Origin of the sequence: Paraflavitalea speifideaquila, assembly GCF_032395985.1 — a bacterium.
Lineage (GTDB): Bacteria > Bacteroidota > Bacteroidia > Chitinophagales > Chitinophagaceae > Paraflavitalea > Paraflavitalea speifideaquila.
In genome coordinates this window covers 5,143,773-5,163,531 of sequence record NZ_CP135920.1, presented here as the reverse complement: position 1 = coordinate 5,163,531, position 19,759 = coordinate 5,143,773, and the positions used below count along the sequence as shown (strand labels likewise).

Annotated in this window: 26 protein-coding genes and 2 pseudogenes; 19 read left to right on the top strand and 9 right to left on the bottom strand. The window is 47.6% G+C overall.

Going from position 1 to position 19,759, the window contains the following annotated elements; translation table 11 throughout:
• Positions 1-17: 17 nt before the first annotated feature.
• The 14 genes and pseudogenes from RS881_RS60365 (at position 18) to RS881_RS35540 (ending at position 7,916) form a co-directional block, all read left to right on the top strand.
• Positions 18-1,036 (top strand): annotated as a pseudogene (locus RS881_RS60365) (SusD/RagB family nutrient-binding outer membrane lipoprotein).
• Positions 1,037-1,348: 312 nt separating this feature from the next.
• Entirely contained in the window at positions 1,349-1,519 is a 171-nt protein-coding gene (locus RS881_RS35595; protein ID WP_315815106.1) for a hypothetical protein, read from the top strand.
• A gap of 142 nt (positions 1,520-1,661) precedes the next feature.
• Entirely contained in the window at positions 1,662-1,958 is a 297-nt protein-coding gene (locus RS881_RS35590; protein WP_315815105.1) for an alkaline phosphatase family protein, read from the top strand.
• On the top strand, positions 1,955-2,356 hold the full coding sequence (locus RS881_RS35585) for an alkaline phosphatase family protein (RefSeq protein ID WP_315815104.1): 402 nt from the start codon (positions 1,955-1,957) through the stop codon (positions 2,354-2,356). Before RS881_RS35590 ends, RS881_RS35585 begins: the two co-directional genes overlap by 4 nt.
• Positions 2,314-2,901, top strand: coding sequence for an alkaline phosphatase family protein (locus RS881_RS35580; protein WP_315815103.1), 588 nt, complete (start codon positions 2,314-2,316; stop codon positions 2,899-2,901). Before RS881_RS35585 ends, RS881_RS35580 begins: the two co-directional genes overlap by 43 nt.
• An 88-nt stretch (positions 2,902-2,989) precedes the next feature.
• Positions 2,990-4,462 (top strand): phosphonoacetaldehyde dehydrogenase, encoded by a 1,473-nt coding sequence (gene phnY, locus RS881_RS35575; protein WP_315815102.1) that lies wholly within the window; start codon positions 2,990-2,992, stop codon positions 4,460-4,462.
• A 52-nt stretch (positions 4,463-4,514) separates the two neighbouring features.
• Positions 4,515-5,117, top strand: coding sequence for a hypothetical protein (locus tag RS881_RS35570; RefSeq protein ID WP_315815101.1), 603 nt, complete (start codon positions 4,515-4,517; stop codon positions 5,115-5,117).
• Positions 5,114-5,449, top strand: coding sequence for a hypothetical protein (locus RS881_RS35565; RefSeq protein WP_315815100.1), 336 nt, complete (start codon positions 5,114-5,116; stop codon positions 5,447-5,449). Before RS881_RS35570 ends, RS881_RS35565 begins: the two co-directional genes overlap by 4 nt.
• On the top strand, positions 5,449-5,604 hold the full coding sequence (locus tag RS881_RS35560; protein WP_315815099.1) for a hypothetical protein: 156 nt from the start codon (positions 5,449-5,451) through the stop codon (positions 5,602-5,604). Before RS881_RS35565 ends, RS881_RS35560 begins: the two co-directional genes overlap by 1 nt.
• Positions 5,605-5,737: 133 nt before the next feature.
• Complete coding sequence (locus RS881_RS60360) at positions 5,738-5,905, top strand: DUF5690 family protein (RefSeq protein ID WP_350339982.1); 168 nt, start codon at positions 5,738-5,740, stop codon at positions 5,903-5,905.
• Positions 5,906-6,008: 103 nt separating this feature from the next.
• Positions 6,009-6,950, top strand: a pseudogene (locus RS881_RS35550) (DUF5690 family protein).
• Between the two features lie 10 nt (positions 6,951-6,960).
• A complete protein-coding gene (locus RS881_RS35545) occupies positions 6,961-7,422 on the top strand; it encodes a hypothetical protein (RefSeq protein WP_315815096.1) in 462 nt (153 codons plus the stop codon).
• Positions 7,423-7,457: 35 nt separating this feature from the next.
• Entirely contained in the window at positions 7,458-7,625 is a 168-nt protein-coding gene (locus RS881_RS60355) for an aminotransferase class V-fold PLP-dependent enzyme (protein ID WP_350339981.1), read from the top strand.
• A gap of 75 nt (positions 7,626-7,700) precedes the next feature.
• The gene (locus tag RS881_RS35540) at positions 7,701-7,916 is read left to right on the top strand and encodes a hypothetical protein (protein ID WP_315815095.1); all 216 of its coding nucleotides are present in this window, start codon (positions 7,701-7,703) and stop codon (positions 7,914-7,916) included.
• Between the two features lie 2,442 nt (positions 7,917-10,358).
• On the opposite strand, the gene RS881_RS35535 is transcribed toward RS881_RS35540, so the two are convergent.
• From RS881_RS35535 to RS881_RS35510, 6 genes are all read right to left on the bottom strand, one after another.
• Positions 10,359-10,742 carry a T9SS type A sorting domain-containing protein gene (locus RS881_RS35535; RefSeq protein ID WP_315815094.1) on the bottom strand — a complete coding sequence of 128 codons (384 nt, stop codon included), beginning with the start codon at positions 10,740-10,742 and terminating at the stop codon, positions 10,359-10,361.
• Between the two features lie 106 nt (positions 10,743-10,848).
• Complete coding sequence (locus RS881_RS35530; protein WP_315815093.1) at positions 10,849-11,874, bottom strand: arabinofuranosidase catalytic domain-containing protein; 1,026 nt, start codon at positions 11,872-11,874, stop codon at positions 10,849-10,851.
• Positions 11,784-12,314 (bottom strand): hypothetical protein, encoded by a 531-nt coding sequence (locus RS881_RS35525; protein WP_350340279.1) that lies wholly within the window; start codon positions 12,312-12,314, stop codon positions 11,784-11,786. The genes RS881_RS35530 and RS881_RS35525 overlap by 91 nt, the downstream gene beginning before the upstream one ends.
• Positions 12,221-13,405, bottom strand: coding sequence for an RCC1 domain-containing protein (locus tag RS881_RS35520; protein ID WP_315815091.1), 1,185 nt, complete (start codon positions 13,403-13,405; stop codon positions 12,221-12,223). Before RS881_RS35520 ends, RS881_RS35525 begins: the two co-directional genes overlap by 94 nt.
• 185 nt (positions 13,406-13,590) lie before the next feature.
• Positions 13,591-14,247: a Crp/Fnr family transcriptional regulator gene (locus tag RS881_RS35515; RefSeq protein WP_315815090.1), complete on the bottom strand. Its 657-nt coding sequence runs from the start codon at positions 14,245-14,247 to the stop codon at positions 13,591-13,593.
• Positions 14,248-14,265: 18 nt separating this feature from the next.
• On the bottom strand, positions 14,266-14,820 hold the full coding sequence (locus tag RS881_RS35510; RefSeq protein ID WP_315815089.1) for a hypothetical protein: 555 nt from the start codon (positions 14,818-14,820) through the stop codon (positions 14,266-14,268).
• A gap of 176 nt (positions 14,821-14,996) precedes the next feature.
• Here RS881_RS35510 and RS881_RS35505 point away from each other — a divergent pair, with 176 nt between their 5' ends.
• Genes RS881_RS35505 through RS881_RS35485 form a run of 5 tightly spaced genes read left to right on the top strand, consistent with a single transcriptional unit; the run spans position 14,997 to position 16,743 of the window.
• Positions 14,997-15,179, top strand: a complete 183-nt coding sequence (locus RS881_RS35505; RefSeq protein ID WP_315815088.1) for a hypothetical protein — start codon at positions 14,997-14,999, stop codon at positions 15,177-15,179.
• On the top strand, positions 15,092-15,457 hold the full coding sequence (locus RS881_RS35500) for an MFS transporter (RefSeq protein WP_315824712.1): 366 nt from the start codon (positions 15,092-15,094) through the stop codon (positions 15,455-15,457). Before RS881_RS35505 ends, RS881_RS35500 begins: the two co-directional genes overlap by 88 nt.
• Before the next feature lie 2 nt (positions 15,458-15,459).
• Positions 15,460-15,948, top strand: coding sequence for an MFS transporter (locus tag RS881_RS35495; RefSeq protein WP_315815087.1), 489 nt, complete (start codon positions 15,460-15,462; stop codon positions 15,946-15,948).
• Positions 15,936-16,199: a hypothetical protein gene (locus RS881_RS35490; protein ID WP_315815086.1), complete on the top strand. Its 264-nt coding sequence runs from the start codon at positions 15,936-15,938 to the stop codon at positions 16,197-16,199. Before RS881_RS35495 ends, RS881_RS35490 begins: the two co-directional genes overlap by 13 nt.
• 25 nt (positions 16,200-16,224) lie before the next feature.
• Positions 16,225-16,743, top strand: a complete 519-nt coding sequence (locus RS881_RS35485) for an alpha/beta fold hydrolase (RefSeq protein WP_315815085.1) — start codon at positions 16,225-16,227, stop codon at positions 16,741-16,743.
• A 146-nt stretch (positions 16,744-16,889) separates the two neighbouring features.
• On the opposite strand, the gene RS881_RS35480 is transcribed toward RS881_RS35485, so the two are convergent.
• The 3 genes from RS881_RS35480 to gap form a co-directional block, all read right to left on the bottom strand.
• Positions 16,890-17,204 (bottom strand): hypothetical protein, encoded by a 315-nt coding sequence (locus RS881_RS35480; RefSeq protein ID WP_315815084.1) that lies wholly within the window; start codon positions 17,202-17,204, stop codon positions 16,890-16,892.
• A gap of 342 nt (positions 17,205-17,546) precedes the next feature.
• Positions 17,547-18,563 (bottom strand): GlxA family transcriptional regulator, encoded by a 1,017-nt coding sequence (locus tag RS881_RS35475; protein WP_315815083.1) that lies wholly within the window; start codon positions 18,561-18,563, stop codon positions 17,547-17,549.
• 87 nt (positions 18,564-18,650) lie between these two features.
• Positions 18,651-19,574 carry a type I glyceraldehyde-3-phosphate dehydrogenase gene (gene gap, locus RS881_RS35470; RefSeq protein ID WP_425476303.1) on the bottom strand — a complete coding sequence of 308 codons (924 nt, stop codon included), beginning with the start codon at positions 19,572-19,574 and terminating at the stop codon, positions 18,651-18,653.
• Positions 19,575-19,759: the final 185 nt, after the last annotated feature.

The window sequence follows — 19,759 nt, the reverse complement described above, 5'->3', positions numbered from 1 at the left end:
CTTCAAAAACAGCAACGATGAAATCTGTATATAAAAAATGCATACTGGCAGCCGGAATCATTTCGCTGCTGTCAACAGGATGTAAGAAAATTGAAGAACTACAGCAGAACCCGAATGCTTCCGATCAGGGATCTCCAAAATTGATCCTTACCGGTATTGAATATGATTTGTATGATAATTCCTGGACTAATTACTCCTATCCGCACCGGATGGCCCAATCCATTGTCCTGAACTTTGATTATTATGGCAACCAGGCCTATACCTGGGGATCGGGTGACCTGTATTATGGTACCCTGCGCAATGTGGACCGTTTGGAAATAGAGGCAGACAAGCTCGGTAGCAATGCAGTCACCAAAAGCTATAAGACCATCGCCAAATTCATGCGAGCCTGGTTATACAGCCGGATGTCCGGACAAATGGGCGATGTTCCTTTGAGCGATGCCATGAAAGCAGCCAAAGGCACTTATTATCAAAATACGATAGTCAGAAGGAGGTGTTCAAACAATGCCTCCAATGGCTGGAAGAGGCCAATACCGAATTAGGAGCTATTATCAGCGAAAATCCATCTACTGCTGTGCAGGGAGATGTGTTTTTCAATGGTGATGTCACCAAATGGAGAAAAGCGGTGAACGCACTAACCCTGCGGATACTGATCAGCCTCAGCAAAAAGGAAGCAGATACCGACTTAAAAATTAAGGATAAGTTCAATGCCATTGTAAGTAACCCTGCTAAATATCCTGTAATGACAGGCAACGGGGATAATATGACTATGACCTACAACAGCAGCCACCTTAGCAACAATTTCCCGATCTGGCCGGATGATTCAAAATTCTACGTCAATAGGAATATATTAGGTGCCACCTGGGTCAATATCCTTACCTCGTTAAAAGATGCCAGGATATTCAAAATTGCTTCACCAGCTACCGGCATTGCCGATGACCCACTCAATCCATTTGCCCGGTACAAAGGAGCTAAGACGGGAGATATCAAAGCGATATTCAAACCCAAACCAACCTGGGTAAATATGCCACGATAAACAGGGATTATTGGCTGAAGGATGCAAATGGCATTCCCTGTATTCAATTAGGCGCCAGCGAAACCTATTTTAATATTGCCGAAGGCATCAACAAGGGCTGGACAAGCGGAGATGCAGCCGATAATTATAAAAAGGCATTGAAACATCAACGGCATTTTATGGCGTAACACAAACAGCAGCCTATTGGACACAACCTGAAGTGGCCTACAAAGGAAATAATGCAGACGGCCTGAAACAAATCCTTACCCAGAAATATGCCGGCTTTTTCAAAACTCAGGATGGCAGGCATTCTTCAATCAACGCCGTACAGGAGTGCCCACATTTGACATTGGTCCGGCTAATGAAAATGGTGGAAAAATACCTGTTCGCTGGTCTTATCCGCAATCAGAGTACACCAATAATGGGGTCAATGTAAAAGCCGCTGTTCAAAGCCAGTTCGGAGGATCCGATACCAGGAATGACCTGATGTGGTTATTAAAATAGCTTTTTCTCATAGGCAAGCATAAACAAAGGGCCGTGTTCTCACGGCTCTTTTAAAACCTCAGGCCCCAACATGCAGAACGCAGTATCCTCCGGAGGAGGCACCACTTGAAAATATTTAAGCGAATAAATTTAATCTAATCTAATGACAATCTCAACACAGGCATTTGAAGCAAACGGAATAAAATACCAACCGGCAGGCAAACCAATTGTAGTTATTTGTATCGATGGATCGGCTGATGAGTATATAGATACGACCATGTCATTCGACAGAATGCCCAACCTGAAACAAATGACAAGAAATGGGTACCGCGGTATGGTGCGCGGCGCTTTGCCTTCCTTTACCAATGTCAATAATTCTTCCATCGTTACCGGTGTGCCCCCGTCCGTCCATGGCATCAGCGGCAACTTCTTTATGATGCTGCCAAAGATCAGGAGGTGATGATGAATTCAGCCGAATACCTGCGTGCCGAAACCTTATTGGCTGCTGCAGCCAATGCAGGAAGAAAGGTAGCTGTTGTGACAGCTAAAGAAAAGCTGAGAGATATCCTTTCCTTCAAAATGAAAGGCATCGCTATTTCTGCCGAAAAAGCCAACCAGGCAAAGAAGGAAACCCATGGCATAGACAATGTAGAAGAATGCGTGGGCCACAAAACACCGGCTATCTATAGCGCCGATGCCAGCCTGTTTGTATTGCGTGCAGGCGTGGCTTTTATTGAAAAGGGACTGGCCGATTTCCTCTACCTATCCCTCACCGATTATATGCAGCATACTTACTCCCCGAAGCTGAAGAATCATTGGCTTTTTATGAAGCCATGGACAAAGAGATTGGAAAGTTGATAGCCTTGGGCGCTATTGTTGGTGCCACGGCAGACCATGGCATGAATGCAAAAGTAAAGGCAGACGGCTCACCCAATGTCTTGTTTGTAGAAGATATGCTGGAAGAAAAGTTCGGCGAAAATGAGTTCCGCGTCATTTGTCCAATAACCGATCCTTACGTAAAACACCACGGCGCCCTGGGCTCTTATGTAGTAGTGCACCTAGCCGATAAAAGCAAAATTGATGAAATAAAGAACTGGCTGGCAGTACAACCCGGCATTACCGAAGTGTACGATAGGGCTACCGCCGTCCATGTGCTCGAACAGCCGGAAGATCGGATTGGCGATTTGGTTGTCCTGTCAGGAAGAGACGTGGTAGTAGGACGACGCCCGAAGTACCATGACCTGTCTGCATTGGATGGCACACTTCGTTCACATGGTGGCCGATATGAGGAAATGGTACCCATGGTGATCTCTCACCAGTTGAATACAGCCTACAAAATGAAAGCATCAGGCGATCCTAGAAACTTTGACATTTTTGATTTTACCGTCAATGGAACGAATTGAGCTATAAAGAGGAGAATGGGCAAAGGCCATTGCCGGTTTGCTTCCTAACTCAAAAGCCATTTTCAAATCCTAAAAGCCTTTAATTAAAATGAGCAATACAATAGTGTCAGCAGCAGAAATGCTAAGTGAGACGAACGGAACAGCTGTCATTGATCTTTCCTGCTATATAGCTGGAAAATCCATTGATTCAGATAAGGTGGTAGAAATTCGTAGCCCTTACGATAAACGGCTGGTAGGTACAGTCAAACTGGCCAATGCCACCCATACACAGCAAGCTATTGAGGCAGCATTAAAAGGCGGCAAGAAATTATCGAGATACGACCGCTACAGCATCCTGGAAAAAGCCAGGCAATTGCTGGTAGAACGAAAAGAGGAATTTGCCCAGGTTATCAGCGCAGAGTCAGGATTAGCCATCCGGGAAGCCCGGTACGAAACCGACCGTGCCCATGATGTATTGATGTTTGCCGCCATCGAATCTTTAAAAGACGATGGTCAGATATTTTCCTGCGATATATCGCCCAGTGGCAAAGCCAGGAAAATATTCACCACCAGGGAGCCCCTGTCACTGGCGGTCTGCATCACCCCTTTTAACCATCCCCTTAACCAGGTGGCCCATAAGATTGCGCCGGCTATCGCCGTAGGAACCCCGGTAATTTTAAAGCCATCCGAGAAAACACCACTCACGGCTATTAAGCTGGTAGAGCTGTTGTACGAAGCTGGATTGCCACATTATATGCTGAGCGTATTGCTTGGCCCTACCACTGAAATAGCAGAGCCCCTGGTAAATGATCCACGGGTAGACATTGTTTCTTTTACAGGAAGTGTGGCTGTGGGTAAACACATTGCGGCAAAAGCAGGATACAAAAAAGTAATCCTCGAATTGGGAGGCAATGATCCTATTATCATCATGGAAGACGCCGATCTCGATAAGGCTGTTTTCCTGGCGGCAGAAGGGGCGTTCCGCAACAGCGGGCAACGTTGTACGGCTGTGAAAAGGATCCTGGTGCAGGAAACCATTAAGGAGGCATTCATAGAAAAGTTTGTTGTCAAAGCAAGAGAATATACCTGTGGCAATCCGGCCGACCCGTCAACCATGGTAGGCACCGTGATTGATGAAACCGCCGCCCTTTATTTGGAAGAAGTAGTCCGGAAATCAGTAGCACAGGGCGCAAAAGTCCTGTTGGGCGGAAACAGGAAAGGCGCCTTAATGGAACCCACCGTCATTGTTGATGTGCCACCTTATGCCGATATGGTCGTGCATGAATCCTTCGGCCCACTGGCGCCAATCCTCACATTCAGAGATATCGATGACGCTATCGCTCTAAGCAATGCTACGGCTTATGGCCTGTCGAGCGGTATTGTTACCAATAATATGGAATATGCCCTTCGTTTTATCAGAGAACTAAAGGTGGGTACCGTAAATATCAATGAAGTACCGGGTTACCGGATTGAGAGTTCGCCATTCGGCGGCATAAAGGACTCTGGATTGGGAATAAAGGAAGGCGTGATCGAGGCCATGAAATGCTTCACGGTGGTAAAAACCTTCTCGATGCCCTGGTAGCAGCGAAACAAGATCATTTGTATAAACTCAATAAAGAAGAAAATTACGGGCAATGAAAATTAAATCTGTTTTCTTTCTACTGCTGCTGCTTGGTGTAGTGAAAGGATTTACGCAGCAGAGAAAAACTAAAAACGTTATCCTGATCTCCCTGGACGGTTACCGGTGGCGGGAGATTTTTCTCGGCGCCGACTCGGCCTTGTTATTCAACAAAAGGTACACAAAAGATTCAGCCTGGACCTTTCAGAAATACTGGGCGGCTACTGTTCAGGAGCGCAGGGAAAAATTAATGCCTTTTACCTGGAGCCAAATCGCAAAAAATGGACAGCTATACGGAAACCGCACTTTAGGCAATAACGTAGATCTGAAAAACACCTACTGGTTCTCCTATCCTGGCCGCAGTGAAACGTGGACAGGGTATTTCGATCCCGCGATAAACTCGAATGACAAGATGGATAATCCTAATGAGAATGTAATGGAGTTTATTAACAGACAAAAAGGATTTGAAGGCAAAACAGCTGCGTTTGCGTCCTGGGATGTGGTGGCCTGGATACTCAATCGCAACCGCAATGGTATCACCGTGAATATCTGGGGCGAAGATGTAAAAGGCCCTAAACTTACCCCTCAGCAAAAGAAGCCAATGCATTTCAGCACATGATGCCCGATACCTGGGGGCAGGGCGAACGATTGGATGTAAGCACTTATCGCCTGTCAAAAGCCTACCTGGAAGCACAACATCCTCGTTTGTTCTATATTGATTTTGGCGACCTGGATTGCTTTGCCCATGACGGCGCATACAATAAGTACCTGGATGCAGCTTACAAAACCGACCTCATGATCAGAGACCTGTGGGAGTACCTGCAAAAGATCCATTTTATAAAGACCAGACCACCCTCATCATTTGTGCCGATCATGGCAGGGGAGAAGATAGCAAATGGACCAGTCATGGCGCCAGCACCCCACACGCTAACGAAACCTACTTACTGGTAATGGGCCCTGATTCAAAACCATTGGGTGAAGTGATAACACCTGGTCAAATTTACCAGGACCAGTTTGCACAAACCATTGCCAACTTACTGGGCTTTCAGTTTACGCCGGGCCATCCTGTTGGCGAAGCGGTGAAGTCCGTGTTGAAGGGTCACTAATTGTTCATATTAACGCAATCTGGCATTGCTCCCAAATAGGTAATGAACCAACTACAAAGGCTGCTTAGCCAATCAAAACTATTCTTCATTGCCTGGTGCATGCTGGCAGCATTTGGAACTTATTTCTGCATGTATGCTTTTCGGAAACCATTTACTGCCGGCACCTACAGTGGCCTCATTTTGTGGGATCTTCATTATAAGAGCATTCTTATTATCTCCCCAGGTATTGGGTTATATGGTCTCCAAATTCATCGGCATTAAGATCATATCTGAGCTAAAACCTGCCCAACGCAAAAACTGATCATTGGCCTTATACTTTTTGCAGAGCTTTCATTGTTGTTTTTCGGTCTTGTTGCCCAACCCTGTAATATTCTTTTTTATTCCTCAATGGCCTGCCATTAGGTATGGTATGGGGTATTGTGTTTAGTTACCTCGAAGGGCGGCGGTTTACAGAAGTATTGGCAATAGGGCTTAGCATTAGCCTGATCATTTCTTCCGGAATATTGAAAACGGCCTATTTCGAAATACACGACTGGTTTCCCGCCGTTTCAGAATTCTGGATGCCCGCATTGGTGGGGGCTGTTTCTTCCGGTGTTTTTATTGTTTGTCTGGATGCTGTCGGTAATACCTAAACCGTCACAGACCGATATATTATTAAGAGCAGAACGGGTACCCATGACAAAAAGCGATAAAAGACATGTATTGAAGGAGTTTGGGGTTGGCATTGTTTGTTTTGTTGTGCTGTATTCATTACTGGTGACCATGCGGGATTTTCGCGACAATTTCTCCGTGGAAATTTGGAAAGAAATAGGGGAACCTGGGATAAAACTATTTTTTCAAAAACAGAACTGATTACAGGACTGATCGTGTTAGCGGCCATAGGTTGTCTGTCCCTCATAAGAAGTAATATCAAAGGTTTCTGGGCTACACTGTGGCTGATTGCCTTGGGCCTCGTAGTAAGCGGCGCCAGTACTTTGCTGTTCCAGTTAAACTTACTGACTCCTTTCTGGTGGGTATTATTAGTAGGAATGGGCTTGTTTTTTGCCTATATACCCATACAGGTTGCCCTGTTTGAACGGCTGATCGCTTTATTCAAGATCAAGGCAAATGCAGGTTTCTTTATTTACATCTGCGACGCCATTGGTTACCTGGGCAGTGTTGCCTTATTGCTGTATAAAGAATTATTTATGAAAGACCAGCCCTGGGCGAAGGTCATGATGCGTTTTAGTTATGTACTCACGGCAACCTGTTTATTCTTCCTGGTATTGTCTGCTATTTTCTTCAACCGTAAGGCTGGTATAAAAGGCCCAATAACCGGAACATTGGAAAAACTACAATCAACATAAAATTATACAAATGAAACCAGCTCAATTACTATTCACGCCGGGGCCGCTTACTACTTCAAGGTCAGTAAAAGAGGCCATGATGCAGGATATGGGATCACGGGATTACGCCTTTGTCAATGCAGTAAAGGATATACGGAACGGCCTGTTGCAACTGGCACACTTATCAAAACAGGAAGGTTACGAGTGCGTGATCATGCAGGGCTCCGGCACCTTTGGAGTAGAAAGCGTTGTTAGCAGTGTGGTAGGAAAGAAAGACGTCTTATTGGTACTTGCCAATGGCGCCTACGGCGAACGTATGGCAAAGATGGCTTCCATCCACCAATTGAATCACCAGGTGGTTCGCTTTGCGGAAGATGAGATGGTATCCCCTGAAGCAACTGCAGCATTTCTGCAGGCACACCCTGAGATTACACAGGTGGCCTGTATTCACAGCGAAACCACTACCGGACTTTTAATCCAATCAGGGAAATAGGCGCAGTCTGCAAAAAGTACAATAAGGTTTTCATAGTGGATGCCATGAGCAGTTTTGGTGGGGTGGAAATGAATATGAAAGAAATGCAGATCGATTTCCTTGTTTCCTCGTCTAATAAGTGTATTGAAGGCGTTCCCGGTTTTGCTTTTGCCCTATGCAAAAAACAGAACTGGAAAAAGCAAAAGCACAGGCAAGGAGTTTAAGCCTTGACCTGTACGAACAATGGGCAGGACTGGAGGCCAGTGGCCAGTTCCGCTTTACCCCCTACACTTAGCATCATGGCTTTTCGACAGGCCCTGCGTGAACTGGAAGAAGAAGGCGGTATAAAAGCCAGGGAAGGTCGGTATAAGGCCAACAAGCAGGTATTGGATGCTGGCATGAAAGAGCTCGGTTTCAGACAATACCTGCGCCCGGAAATTCAGGGACATATCATTACCTCGTTTTTGTACCCGGATGATCAAACTTCAATTTTGATACTTTTTACAAAAAACTGAACGAACGTGGCTTCGTTATTTATCCCGGTAAACTGGGAAAAGCAGATGCCTTCCGCATTGGTAATATCGGGCAAATTTTCCCGGAAGATGTAAAGGCGTTGATCGTAGCAGTAAAAGAGGTACTGGAAGAAGAACATTGGATGATAGCGGAAGCCTGATGCCCTATAAAAGAGCACCTATCTGCCTTGTTGCAGTAAACAAATATTTACCCTGCTAAATCCCCAATCACTTATGAGCGGGGCCTCGAAACTGAAAAAGATCGCTTCGGCGATCCTTTTTAGTTGTAGGCAGTTGTAGGCTCAGTGACAAAGCCATTACACTGCACCCCTCATATTCCCCGAAATCAGGTGTTAAACTGATGAAGGCTACCAGGAGAATGTTTTGACCCGGTAGAAAATCCATTTGATGGATGCAATAAGTATATGGCTAAGACTCCATTATGTTTAGAAAGTACAAAGCCATTGGTACAATCCTTACAACCCTTCAACAAGCATGTATAGTTTTTTTAGTACGAGTCAATATGTAAAAATGGCCCCGCTCTCACGAACGGGGCCATTGCATAGTAACACCAGGTCAATACAGGTGATGGCATGCATTGCTGTATATACTTATCAAACATTGACATGTTCAAAAACAGGCTATATAACCGTTAGCTCCTAACAGTTCAAGCCAAGGCCCTTGTTCCGGCCAAAACCTGCCTTCCATTCTGCTGTTCCTGGCGCAAGGAACTGTCATCCAAATTTTATTTGTTTGCCCCTGGCGAAAGGTGGGTCGCTCTGCAGACTGGCAAATGCAGCATTGTAGAGCGGCTCACCTTCATCAGGAAAGAGGTGACACCTTTCCCTTACCACGAAAACGAAAAGGTGTCACCTCTTAGTCCCTGGCGCAAGTTTGCAGCCCGGTAACTGTGCCAGGCGTACTTGTGCCGTCGAGCCCTGGTGGCTGGCTCACCAAAGCTTTTAACAGATCACAGCAGCAAAATGAAAACCAGTGGCAATAGCCCTCAGCCGGTAGCCATCAACAAACTGCTAATAGCGAAACCTTAAGGCCAACTGCTAAAACCCAACCGCTAATAGCCCAACCTGGCCGCTAAAAGCAAAAGCTAATAGCTGATACCTAAAACCTGACTGCTGACTCCTAAGGCTCACAGCTCGTAGCTCGTCGCTCCAAGCTGGTATTCCCAAGTGTTGCACAACACTCCTCGTACATCAACCGTGCTTAGGGGCCCCGTCCACACAGTCGATCAGCTTCTTTATGTATACTCCGCCAAACCCCTCAAAAGACATCCAGCGAAGCAAAAGTTCATAATCCGCGAAGTCACTTTAATCCATTAATCAGCGATTCTATCTGCGATTCATTCTTCGATTACAAACATACGACAGTCAGATACCCGTTTCCAATACCCCATTGCCGGTTTATGTCGTTTCGGCTATAAATCGACGTCAATTACGTCGATTTATAGCGCTTTCGACATAAAATAGCCGAAACGACAAAAACACATTTGGAAATGGCCTGGCCAGTGTCGTACGTTTGCCCTGCAGTGTTACTGAAAAAGAAAAGAAAGAATAAGCATAAGGACCAGAAGCAAAGCACAGAAGACAACAGTAAAGAATTTACAAAGCTCTGAGTAATCAATAATCAGTATCCCTTCAGTATAGCTTCAGTATACCTTCCCTATAGATAGAGTATACTAATAGCACTAAACACAAAAACAGCCCATTTTTGCACAAAGTGGCAGGGAAGCTGGCGCCTCCCACCCAAAGCAACAATGGATGTAGATAGGTTGCACCGCGGGCAACCGCTTCACAAAGTTCTTTGATCGGGTGGTCTTACTTCGCTCAACTGCTGTCTCACCCGGCATTGCCGAAGGCGCCTTCCGTAAAGCCTCAGCGGTTCAGCAGTACAAAGCAATAGAAAGACTGCCTGATCAAAGGACTTTATTAAAACCTGAAGACCCTCAAAGTAAATAATCAAAGCGACACCTGGGGAGGAGTGAGCCCGCCAGGCCGCGCGGAGCGATCGGGCCTGGCTTGACTTTTTGGTTCTTTTGCATCAAGGCAAAGAACAGAAGAACTGTGCCGGCAGGCACCTCTGGCAAAAGAACAGAAAAAGATGCATCAAGCCAAAAGAACGAAAGAGTATTCAATGCAAAAGAACAAAAAAATGCATCAAGACAAATGAACAAAGAACCTGCTAGTCATTCAAACCTACAGGTCGCCTAAAGCAAATAACCAAAGCAACACCTGTGGAGGAGCTGGCTCGCCAGGCCGCGCGGAGCGATCGGGCCTGGCTTGACTTTGGTTCTTTTGCGTCAAGGCAAAGAACAGAAGAACTGTGCCGGCAGGCACCTCTGGCAAAAGAACAGAAAAAGATGCATCAAGCCAAAGAACGAAAGTGTATTGAAGGCAAAAAAAACGAAAGAGTTGATCCAATACGTCCGCCTTAAGCTTTTACAATCCTTACTACCTGCCCATCACTTGTCTTCAACAAATAAATACCAGCCGGATAGTCCTTAAGACGGATCGTGAAAGCCGTGCCCGTAATGATCACCGACTGCAATTGTTTACCATGCAGGTCATATAGCAGCGCCACAGTATGAAGCAGTTGATTACCTACAGTTACCGTTACCACATCCTGCGCAGGATTGGGATAGAGGCTGATCCTGCCCTGACCGCTTGCAATTAACCGGATGACGGAAGAGTGTGTAGCCCGTCCGTCCAGGTCAATTTGCCTGATCCGGAAGTAGGCAGTGGCCGAAAGCAATTGGTTATATGTAAAGGAATAAGCGTGTTGACCATCACCCTGGGAAACAAGTTCACCAACCACTACATACCTTACGCCATCTGTACTTTTTCTACCTGGTAATTCCTGACCTGTTGTTCTTCCACTTGCCAGTTGATACGCGCGGATCCATTATCCAATACCTGCCCCTTTACCGATAACCACCGTACGGGTAAGGCAGCAGAAAGGTAAAGAGCGATTGAGCACTTTCCACCTGCTGCCGGTCGGCCGTGGTCAATGCCAGGTTGAACAGGATTATTTCTGGAGTATGGAAGTTAGCAGCACTGCTTCCATCATTCCGGTTGCCCAGCATCAGGCTATTGCCGCCATCCGCAAAAGCTGGTACAGGTTGGTTTCCTGCCTGTACTCCATTTACGTAGTTATAATAAGTGCCCATAGAAGGGATCACAAAACTGTACACCGATTCACCTGCCTGGTCATTCACCGTCGATCGGGGAGTGCTGTTGCCTGCATGAATACTATTATAGGTAGCCGTATTGGCATCACCCACCGTAAATTCCGCGCCGGCATTCGTATAATCAAATGGCCCCGGATGCGCAGGATTACTGCCCGCAGCTGTTCCTGTTTTGGTCACGAAGGCAGAAGGCGTGTTGTTGTTGCCTTTGGCAACCCCCACCAGCGAGGCCCCCTGCGTGAACATATATTCTTTCCTGGTCAGGAGATGCGTTGCGTTAAAGTATACGGCCGGAAGACGGTTGATCCTTTCTACCACACCACTATTTACGATCACCGGCTGCAGGGCATTATTGCCCTGTTCGGCAGGAAAATTGTTACCACTCTGATCATACCACCGCGCTACATAACCATTACCAGAACCAACAAAGGCTTTTAACGAAGCAGTATCCAGGTGCCCGTCCGGGGTAAAACCGATATTCTGCGTGGCATTGTCACTGCTACGGCGAACAGTAATAGCCGCGCCTGCATAGGCACTGCTCAATAACCGCAGCGAATAAGCAACAGCCGCTGGAGTAGCACTGGTAAGGCCCACTTTGTCCAATGTCTTGGGTACAATGCTTTCAGTTTGCGTCTTGATAAAATAGCCACCCGCACCGATAGAATTAAAGCTCAGCTCCCAACGGTTGTACAGCCCATTCCAAACAATATCCGCATCATTGGGATTGGTGTTAATACTAGCTCCTGAATAGGAACCCGGCATGCCTGAACCATCAGCACTGGTGCCCAGGATTTTTCGATCAGTAAGTTCGCTTTATTGTTGGCCGCGTCTGCTGCATCAATGGGCAATTTTACCGTGTTCACGGCATTGAAATCAGTAAACTCCTGTTGCGTAAAATACAAGGTGATTCTTTTCGCTCCCGTACCGCTACTGATGGAAGGATCGATCTGGAAAAAACGTTTCACATACCGGGCAGGTTGTTGCGATGCCAGCCACACATTGGCCGTTATAGGTCCGCTAAAGCCCAAATTGGTTCCATACTGTTGAATACGGGCTATAAGGTTGGAACAATCAGTGATATAATCCGTAACGCGTGTTTGTATTTTCGTTATACTCGTATGCACAGCCGCGAGCGTAATGCCGGCAGGCGCCGCAATGATTTGCTTCGGCAGCAGTACATCAGTAGTCGTACCATCGCCCAGGTTACCATTGGTATTACGGCCCCAGGTCCACAGCGAGCGATCCTTTTCATCGCCCCGCCGAAATTCCAACCGGCAATCGCCGACTCCCAATTCACATCAGTGCCGATCTGCTTGGGTATTCTGGAGATAGGCGATCCGGTTCCCCAGGCATATGTATCACCTCCTCCCCACGACCAGGCCGTGCCATTATTCCGTATACCGATCGTGAAACCCTCACCAGGCAAAAGCCCTACCCAATCAGTTTGTACGCCGATCTGTATAGGGCTTCTTTCAAGGCCGCCCTGCTGATTGTTGCCCAATTGACTTACAAAGTTATCACCCCAGCCCCAGGCCGTACCATCAGGCGCGATGGCCATACTATGCAGGTTGCCTGCACTGATATAAACGAAGTTGCCAGTGGGTATAGCCGTAGGCACATTATGATCTCCGGAATTGCCGGTGCCGCACTGTCCACGATTGTTCCTGCCCCATCCCCAGGAATTGCCGTTGCTTTGTACCGCGAGGCTGTAATCACTACCGGCTGATATCATCATCCAGTCGGTACCCGTACCCACCTGCACGGGGATGTTTTTATGAGTGCAGTCGCTTCCCTGGCCCAGTTGGCAATAAGTATTGTTACCCCAGGTCCACATCGTACCATTATTTTTTAATGCCAGCGAGTGCCTGTAACCGGCAGAAACAGTTTTCCAATCAGTATCTGTACCTATTTGCGTAGGTGTTGCTTTATCCGTATTGGTGCCATCGCCCAACGCGCCAAAGCCATTAGCTCCCCAGGCCCATAGCGTGCCATTGGTTTTCACAGCCAGACTATGAACACCGCCCGCAGATACGTCCAGCCAATCGTTGTCCGTACCTATTTGTGTAGGCACCAGCAGATCTGCGCCACCACCATCGCCCAGCTTATTGGAAGCATTAGAACCCCAGGCCCACAAAGTACCATCGAACCTGATACCTAATACATATCCTTGTGGTGTACTCTTACCCGAAGACAGCTTGATGAAATAAGTACATTGGGCCCCTGCTGAAGAAGAAGCACAAAAGACAATCAGAAAAAGGATAACAGTTTGGAGGGTTTTGGGTATTGCGTACATGGTGCAAAGCAATCATATTTGGCGTATAGAAAGAACCGTAAGAACACGGCTGTTTCGCATGCAGCTACAACCGGAAGAAAACCAGTGGCGGGAAACCTGCATGGGCAGGGCGCTTGCGTGAATAACAAGGCCATAGCCTGTACATCGGCGAACGATCCATTTCTTGACAATTGTCAATAGGTATTTTAGCTGGTAGGTGTTTTTTTACGTTTTGTCCTGGAGGCAGCCGCATTTTTACTGCGCAACCGGCTAAGTGTTTCACTCGCAATACCTAAATAGGATGCAATGTATTTTTGAGGTATTCTATTCGATAGATTGGCATGCGTATGTAAGAAGTGATTGTATTTAAGGGCCGCATTTTTTAACCGCGTCAGCAAGGCCCTGTTTTCGGCATCCGCATAATATTGTTCATAGATCTTGCGGGCAACCTCATTAAACGAAGGAAATTTTTCATAGATGTATTCCAGATCAGCATGAGAAAGTGCCAATAGTTCACAATCCTCAATGGCCTGCACATATTCAATCGTTTTTGCCTGGAATACAAAACTGCTGATGGCCGCTACAAACTGGTTTTCCATCGTGATCCAGGTAGTACTGTCCGTGGCCCCGTTTTTCACAAATCCCCGTAATACACCCGATCTTACAAAGAAAATGTGCGAACAGATCTCTCCGGGCCTTAATAATAACTTCCCTTTTTGGATGCTGCAGGGCAGCATTTGTTGAGCAATGTACTTTCTTAGCCTTTTGCTCAATGGTTTAATACTGTCCAATACTTCTAGCAAAGGATCTACATTGGCCGCTACAGGATGGTTTTTATATTGAAGGCGCGTAATAAATTCCAAAGGGGATATTAAAGGATACTAATGCCTGTAAGGCATCACTGGTTGCTGCATGGGGAAATTGTTGTACCGGTGAGCGGGATAGCCATATTGGTACCCATACCGGCTTACGCCCACACTACCCGATAGGGAGAATGTGCGCTGGTCATTTACATACATTAATCCCATTTCCACCCTGGCAGGAATGGCAAATTGATTCAACCCATATACATTACCTCCGGGATAGTTTTTATTGAACCCCGGTGGATGGCTGAAGCCATTGTTAAAGTTAAGGTAGGAAGGCGCTATAGAAAGACCGGTAAAAGCGTACAGGTTATTATTGAGCCGGCGGTTCAACTGAATGCCAATAGGGGCCGATAAAAAAGTAGCCTGTCCGCCATTGAAAAAGCTGAAACCCGTCGAAATGCCACCATACTTACTGAGCGACCATTTCTTTTTGGCATTGCTGCTATCCGGTATAATAGGGTATTGATTAAACTGGGCCGGGTGCAAACCCATCATTCCATTGGGATAATTGGTTTGCGCTTTTAAGGAAAAGCCGGCGACACAGAAAACCAGGCAGAGGAGTAAACGCATCCTGTACAGTTTGTACTATAAAAATACGACAAAATAAACAGAAACAAAGCCCTCTTTGACCGGCCGGAAATACCGCGTTAGACATCATTTTGTCTTATTTTACCCGCAAGCTTGTCTCACTAGCCCCCTTCGGCTAACTGATTAACCAGTAGTTTTGTTTCCAACCTCCAACAGCCATGCAAACTATGAAAATGAAACCTGCCGAGTTCATTGCCCTGTCGGCCTGTACCATGATGCTCACCGCCATTGGCATTGATATCATGCTGCCCGTATTTGGGAGCTCCGCAAACACTTTGGCCTTCCGCACGGCTCCACCGCCACTGCACAGGTCATCGTATTTTTCTTCATGGGCCAGGTGACACAGATCATTTTTGGCACCCTTTCAGATCGTTTTGGCCGGCTGGCCATCCTGCGGGTAGGGTTTCCACTTTACATTGTCGGCGGACTGGCAGCAGCTCTTGCACCTTCACTGACATTGATGTGTGCCGCACGTTTTGTGGCAGGCATGGGCGCCTCCGCCGTATTCATGACCACCATCGCCAGTGTACGCGATCGCTTTGCAGGCGATCAGATGGCCCGCATCATGTCATTTATACTTACCATCTTCCTGTTTACACCCGTACTAGCCCCTTTTTAGGCATGGCCATCCTGAAGCTGGCATCCTGGCAAATGGTATTCTTTACGCCACCACTCTTTGCCGTACTGGTTTTTTGCTGGTCATTCCGGCTGGAAGAATCACTGCCGAAAGCGCAACGCACCCTACTCAATTGGCCAACTATTGGCCAATCCATCCGGCAGGTGCTGGGCAACCGCATCTTTCTTCGCTATACCGGTATCACCACGCTTCTTTTCACAGCACTCAGCTCCTACGTGGCCAGCTCCGAACATATAGTGGGCGAGATCTATGGCAGGCCCGGACTATTTGCCTGGATATTTGCAGGTATCGGACTGACCATGGCCTTATGCACCTTTATCAATGCCCGCCTGTCAGCCACTTATGGGGCGCGGCGTTCTATACAATGGCTCCTCACTGGTTATACCATAGCGGGATCTGGCCTTCTGGTGTATACCCTTGTTATGGGCGATCCACCGCGCATGATATTTTTTTCCTGGCCGTGGCGGTACTGATGGCACTTAACCTGGGCGTAGAGCCCAACAGCAGCGCGTTGGCCATGGAACCCATGGGCAAGATGGCAGGCATAGCCTCCGCTGTATATGGCACCTGCTTCTTCTTCATTGGATCGGCATTGGGAGCGATCATTAGTCACCTGATGACCAAAACCGTTTTCCCCATTGTGTGTAGTTTTTTTGTGATCGGGTTAGTCACCCTGCTGCTCGTATTTACCGACCGGCGCCCCATCAAAAGGCCAGTTGGTTAAACAGTTTGTAGAAATAATAATAGCTATGAATAAACAAGTGCTTTTTATACACGGCGGTGGCGACGATGGTTATGGGGATGGTGCTAAACTGGTAACATCCCTGCAAGCAGCCTTGCGAAAGGAGTATCAGTTCACTTATCCTCAAATGCCCTGGGAGGAACAGCAGCCGGATTATGGCTGGCTGAAGCGGATCGGAGCAGAGATCGACAGGCTGGAAGACAATGCCATTTGGATGGGCCATTCATTAGGTGGATCGATGTTGTTGAAATACCTGGCTGAAAATAAAATAACGAAAAAGGCCGCCGGCATCTTTCTCCTGGCTCCGCCATTTTGGAGCGGTAAAGAGTCATGGAAGCAGGGGTTAATACTCCAACAAGATTTTGCCCAAAAACTTTCTACCAATAGCCCGATATTCTTTTACCATTGCCAGGACGACGATGTAGTGCCCGTTGCCCAGATCGCTACTTATAAACGAGCTCTTCCGGAGGCTACGTTTCGCAGTATGGAGCGCGGGGGCACCTGCTGGAGAATAACCTGTCCATAGTAGCCAAAGACATCACGAACCTATAAATCCATCAAACGATTGTATCATAACAAAGGGCGCCGGAATGCCGGCGCCCTTATAGTATATGCCTGTGAATGATCTGTCAGGAGTGATCCCATAGAGACCTTTATTAAGTGAAGACTTTGTTATTTGGCGGATGCCTTTACCGCTGCTTCGATAATTACCTTAGCTACTTTTTCGGGTTGCGGCATAAACACCACGTGGCTGCCTTTTATTTCGGTTACTTTGGTATTGGACCCCTTGTACATAACGTGCTGTATGTTGGGCACAATGGCCTTGTCGTCCGTAGCGATGATACCATAGCTGGGTTTTACTTTCCAGGCAATGGTAAAATACTTATTATGCTGATCGCGGGTATAGAACCGGCGATCAAAATCGGCTTCGTCCTTCAACAGCAACAAGTGTGCGTCGGTAGGAGTATCAGTGATCTTTAGTTTCATTGCCCCGGATGGCTTACACCCTGCCCTGGCCCCACCATTGCAAATTGAGCATTGCTCCTCCTTGCAACCTGTCAACCCTATGTAAGCTTACCAGTCATTCAAATCTTCAGGTTGCCAATAGCAAACAACCAAAGTTACACAAGGGGAGGAGTGAGCCCGTCTGGCCGCCCGGAGGGATCGGGCCAGACTTGATCTTTGGTTCTTTTGCATCAAGGCAAAAGAACAGAAGAATCGTGCCGCCAGGCACCCCTGGCAAAAGAACAGACAAAAGCCCTTGGGGCTAACCCAACCTATCGAAGCAAAAGACTGCCGGTTGCCGTCCCACGTATCCCGTCTCACCGCTCACGCAATAGCCCTGGCCAGCGAAGTACGAAAACTGTTTCGGTAATGACTGGGTGTTATTTGCAAATGCCGCAAAAATACCCGGCGCATCGATACCGCGCCACCCAGTCCGCATTTATCAGCGATCAGTTCAATGTTGAGGTCGGTTTCCGAAAGGAATTTGCGGGCAGTGTCTATGCGTAGTTTCTCCAGGAATTTGGCAGGTGTTAAACCTGTTTCTTTAAAGAACACCCGTCCAAAGTTTCGCACACTCATATTAGCTTGTTGCGCCATGTCTTCCACTTGCAGCGTTTTGCGCAGGTGTTGCAGCAGCCAGGGTTGCAGCATGCTTACGAGGGGACTGGTAAGTTCGAGTGGCGGCAGGGATTGGCCAAACTGAAGTTGACTGCCGGGTCGTTTCAGGTGCAGTACCAGTTTACGCGCTACCGTGAGCGCTATTTCCCGGCCCAGGTCTTCTTCTACCATGGCCAGTGCCAGGTCGGTACCTGATGAAATACCACCGGAGGTATAAATGGAACCATCTTTTACATAAAAGGGACTACTGTCTACTTCTATCAGCGGATATTCAAATTGCAATTGGTCGCAATACTCCCAGTGCGTGGTTGCCCGCTTATGATCCAGCAGGCCGGCTTTGGCCAGCGCAAAAGCGCCCACGCATACCGATCCCATGCGGCGCACCTGCCGCTGGTGTTCCTGTAGCCAGGTAAAAAAAACAGGCGGTATTTGGGCGGCAAAAGCAAAGGGCATACCTGCGATCAGCAGCGTGTCTACCCCAAAATTGATTTCCGATACCCGTACCGAACAGGTGAGGGGAATGCCCGTTGCACTCACTACCCGTTTGGAGCGCGTGGCCGAAGCCAATATAATTTCATAACCAGCCGTATCCTTGCCTTGCATTTTGGCAGCTACCCTTGAGGCCATGGTAAATACATCCGCCGGCCCGGCCACATCCAATAAATAGGAGCCGGGCATGGCCACCAATACCACCTTCTTTTTACCGTTGCGCGGAGCACCCATACACTTGATTTGCATACGAAGTTACGTTCCCTACAGTTCTCCTACCAGTTCTGCTATCCGGTGCGAAATGCCTACTTCATTATCATACTAGGCTACCACCTTCACCGATTTTTGGATCACCTTGGTGAGTAGCCCATCAACAATCGATGAATGCGTATTGCCCAGTATATCGGCCGATACCAGCGGCTCTTCCGTATATTCCAGGATCCCTTTTAATGCTCCTTCCGCATATTGTTTGAACAGCCCATTCAATGCTTCGGCAGTAACAGCTTTGCTAAGGTTCACGGTAATATCCGCAATAGAACCATCAATTACCGGCACGCGGTACGAATAACCATCCATTTTCCCTTTGAGGTTGGGCAATACTTCTCCGATGGCTTTGGCTGCGCCGGTGCTGGTAGGGATGGTAGAAAAGGTGGCCGCCCTTGCACGGCGCAGGTCGCGGTGCGGAGCATCTTGCAATTGTTGATCAGCCGTGAAGGCATGTACCGTACTCATAAAACCCGTTTCGATACCAAATTCTTTGTCGAGGATATACAGTACAGGTGCGATGCCGCCCGTGGTGCAGGAAGCGGTGGAGTAAATAGTATCATTGCCGATCAGTTCATTGTTGATGCCATGTACAATTGTTTTCACACCGCCCGTGGCAGGTGCCGTGATCAGTACTTTTTGAGCGCCTGCCTGGATATGCGCTTGCGCCTGCGCGCGGTCGGTAAAGCGGCCGGTAGATTCAATCACCACATCAATGCCCAGCGACTGCCACGGCAGTTGTGCAGGGTCTTTCTCCGACAGGAACAAAATGTTTTTACCATTTACCACCAGGGCTTTATCCGTGGCCGAAATAGTACCGGGGAATCGGCCATGCGCACTATCGTATTTAAGCAGGTGTGCCAGCGTGTCTACATTGGTGAGGTCATTCACCGCTACTACTTCAATACCGGGTTTATTTTGCAAGGCCCTTAAGGTCATACGGCCAATCCTTCCAAACCCATTAATAGCTACCTTCTTCATAATATTTGATTTATTTCCTCGTAAAGGTAGTGGCAGGCGGGCTTGTCGGCCAGGACATAAAATATACCATTTCGGCCAGGATGGGGTTGGCCTTTTCAGGTCAAAGAAGGGCTGTGGAGTGAGGAGCGTTTAGCTGATCGGGGGAAGGGAAGCAAGGGAAGCAAAGGAGAGATCAATTCTTGACC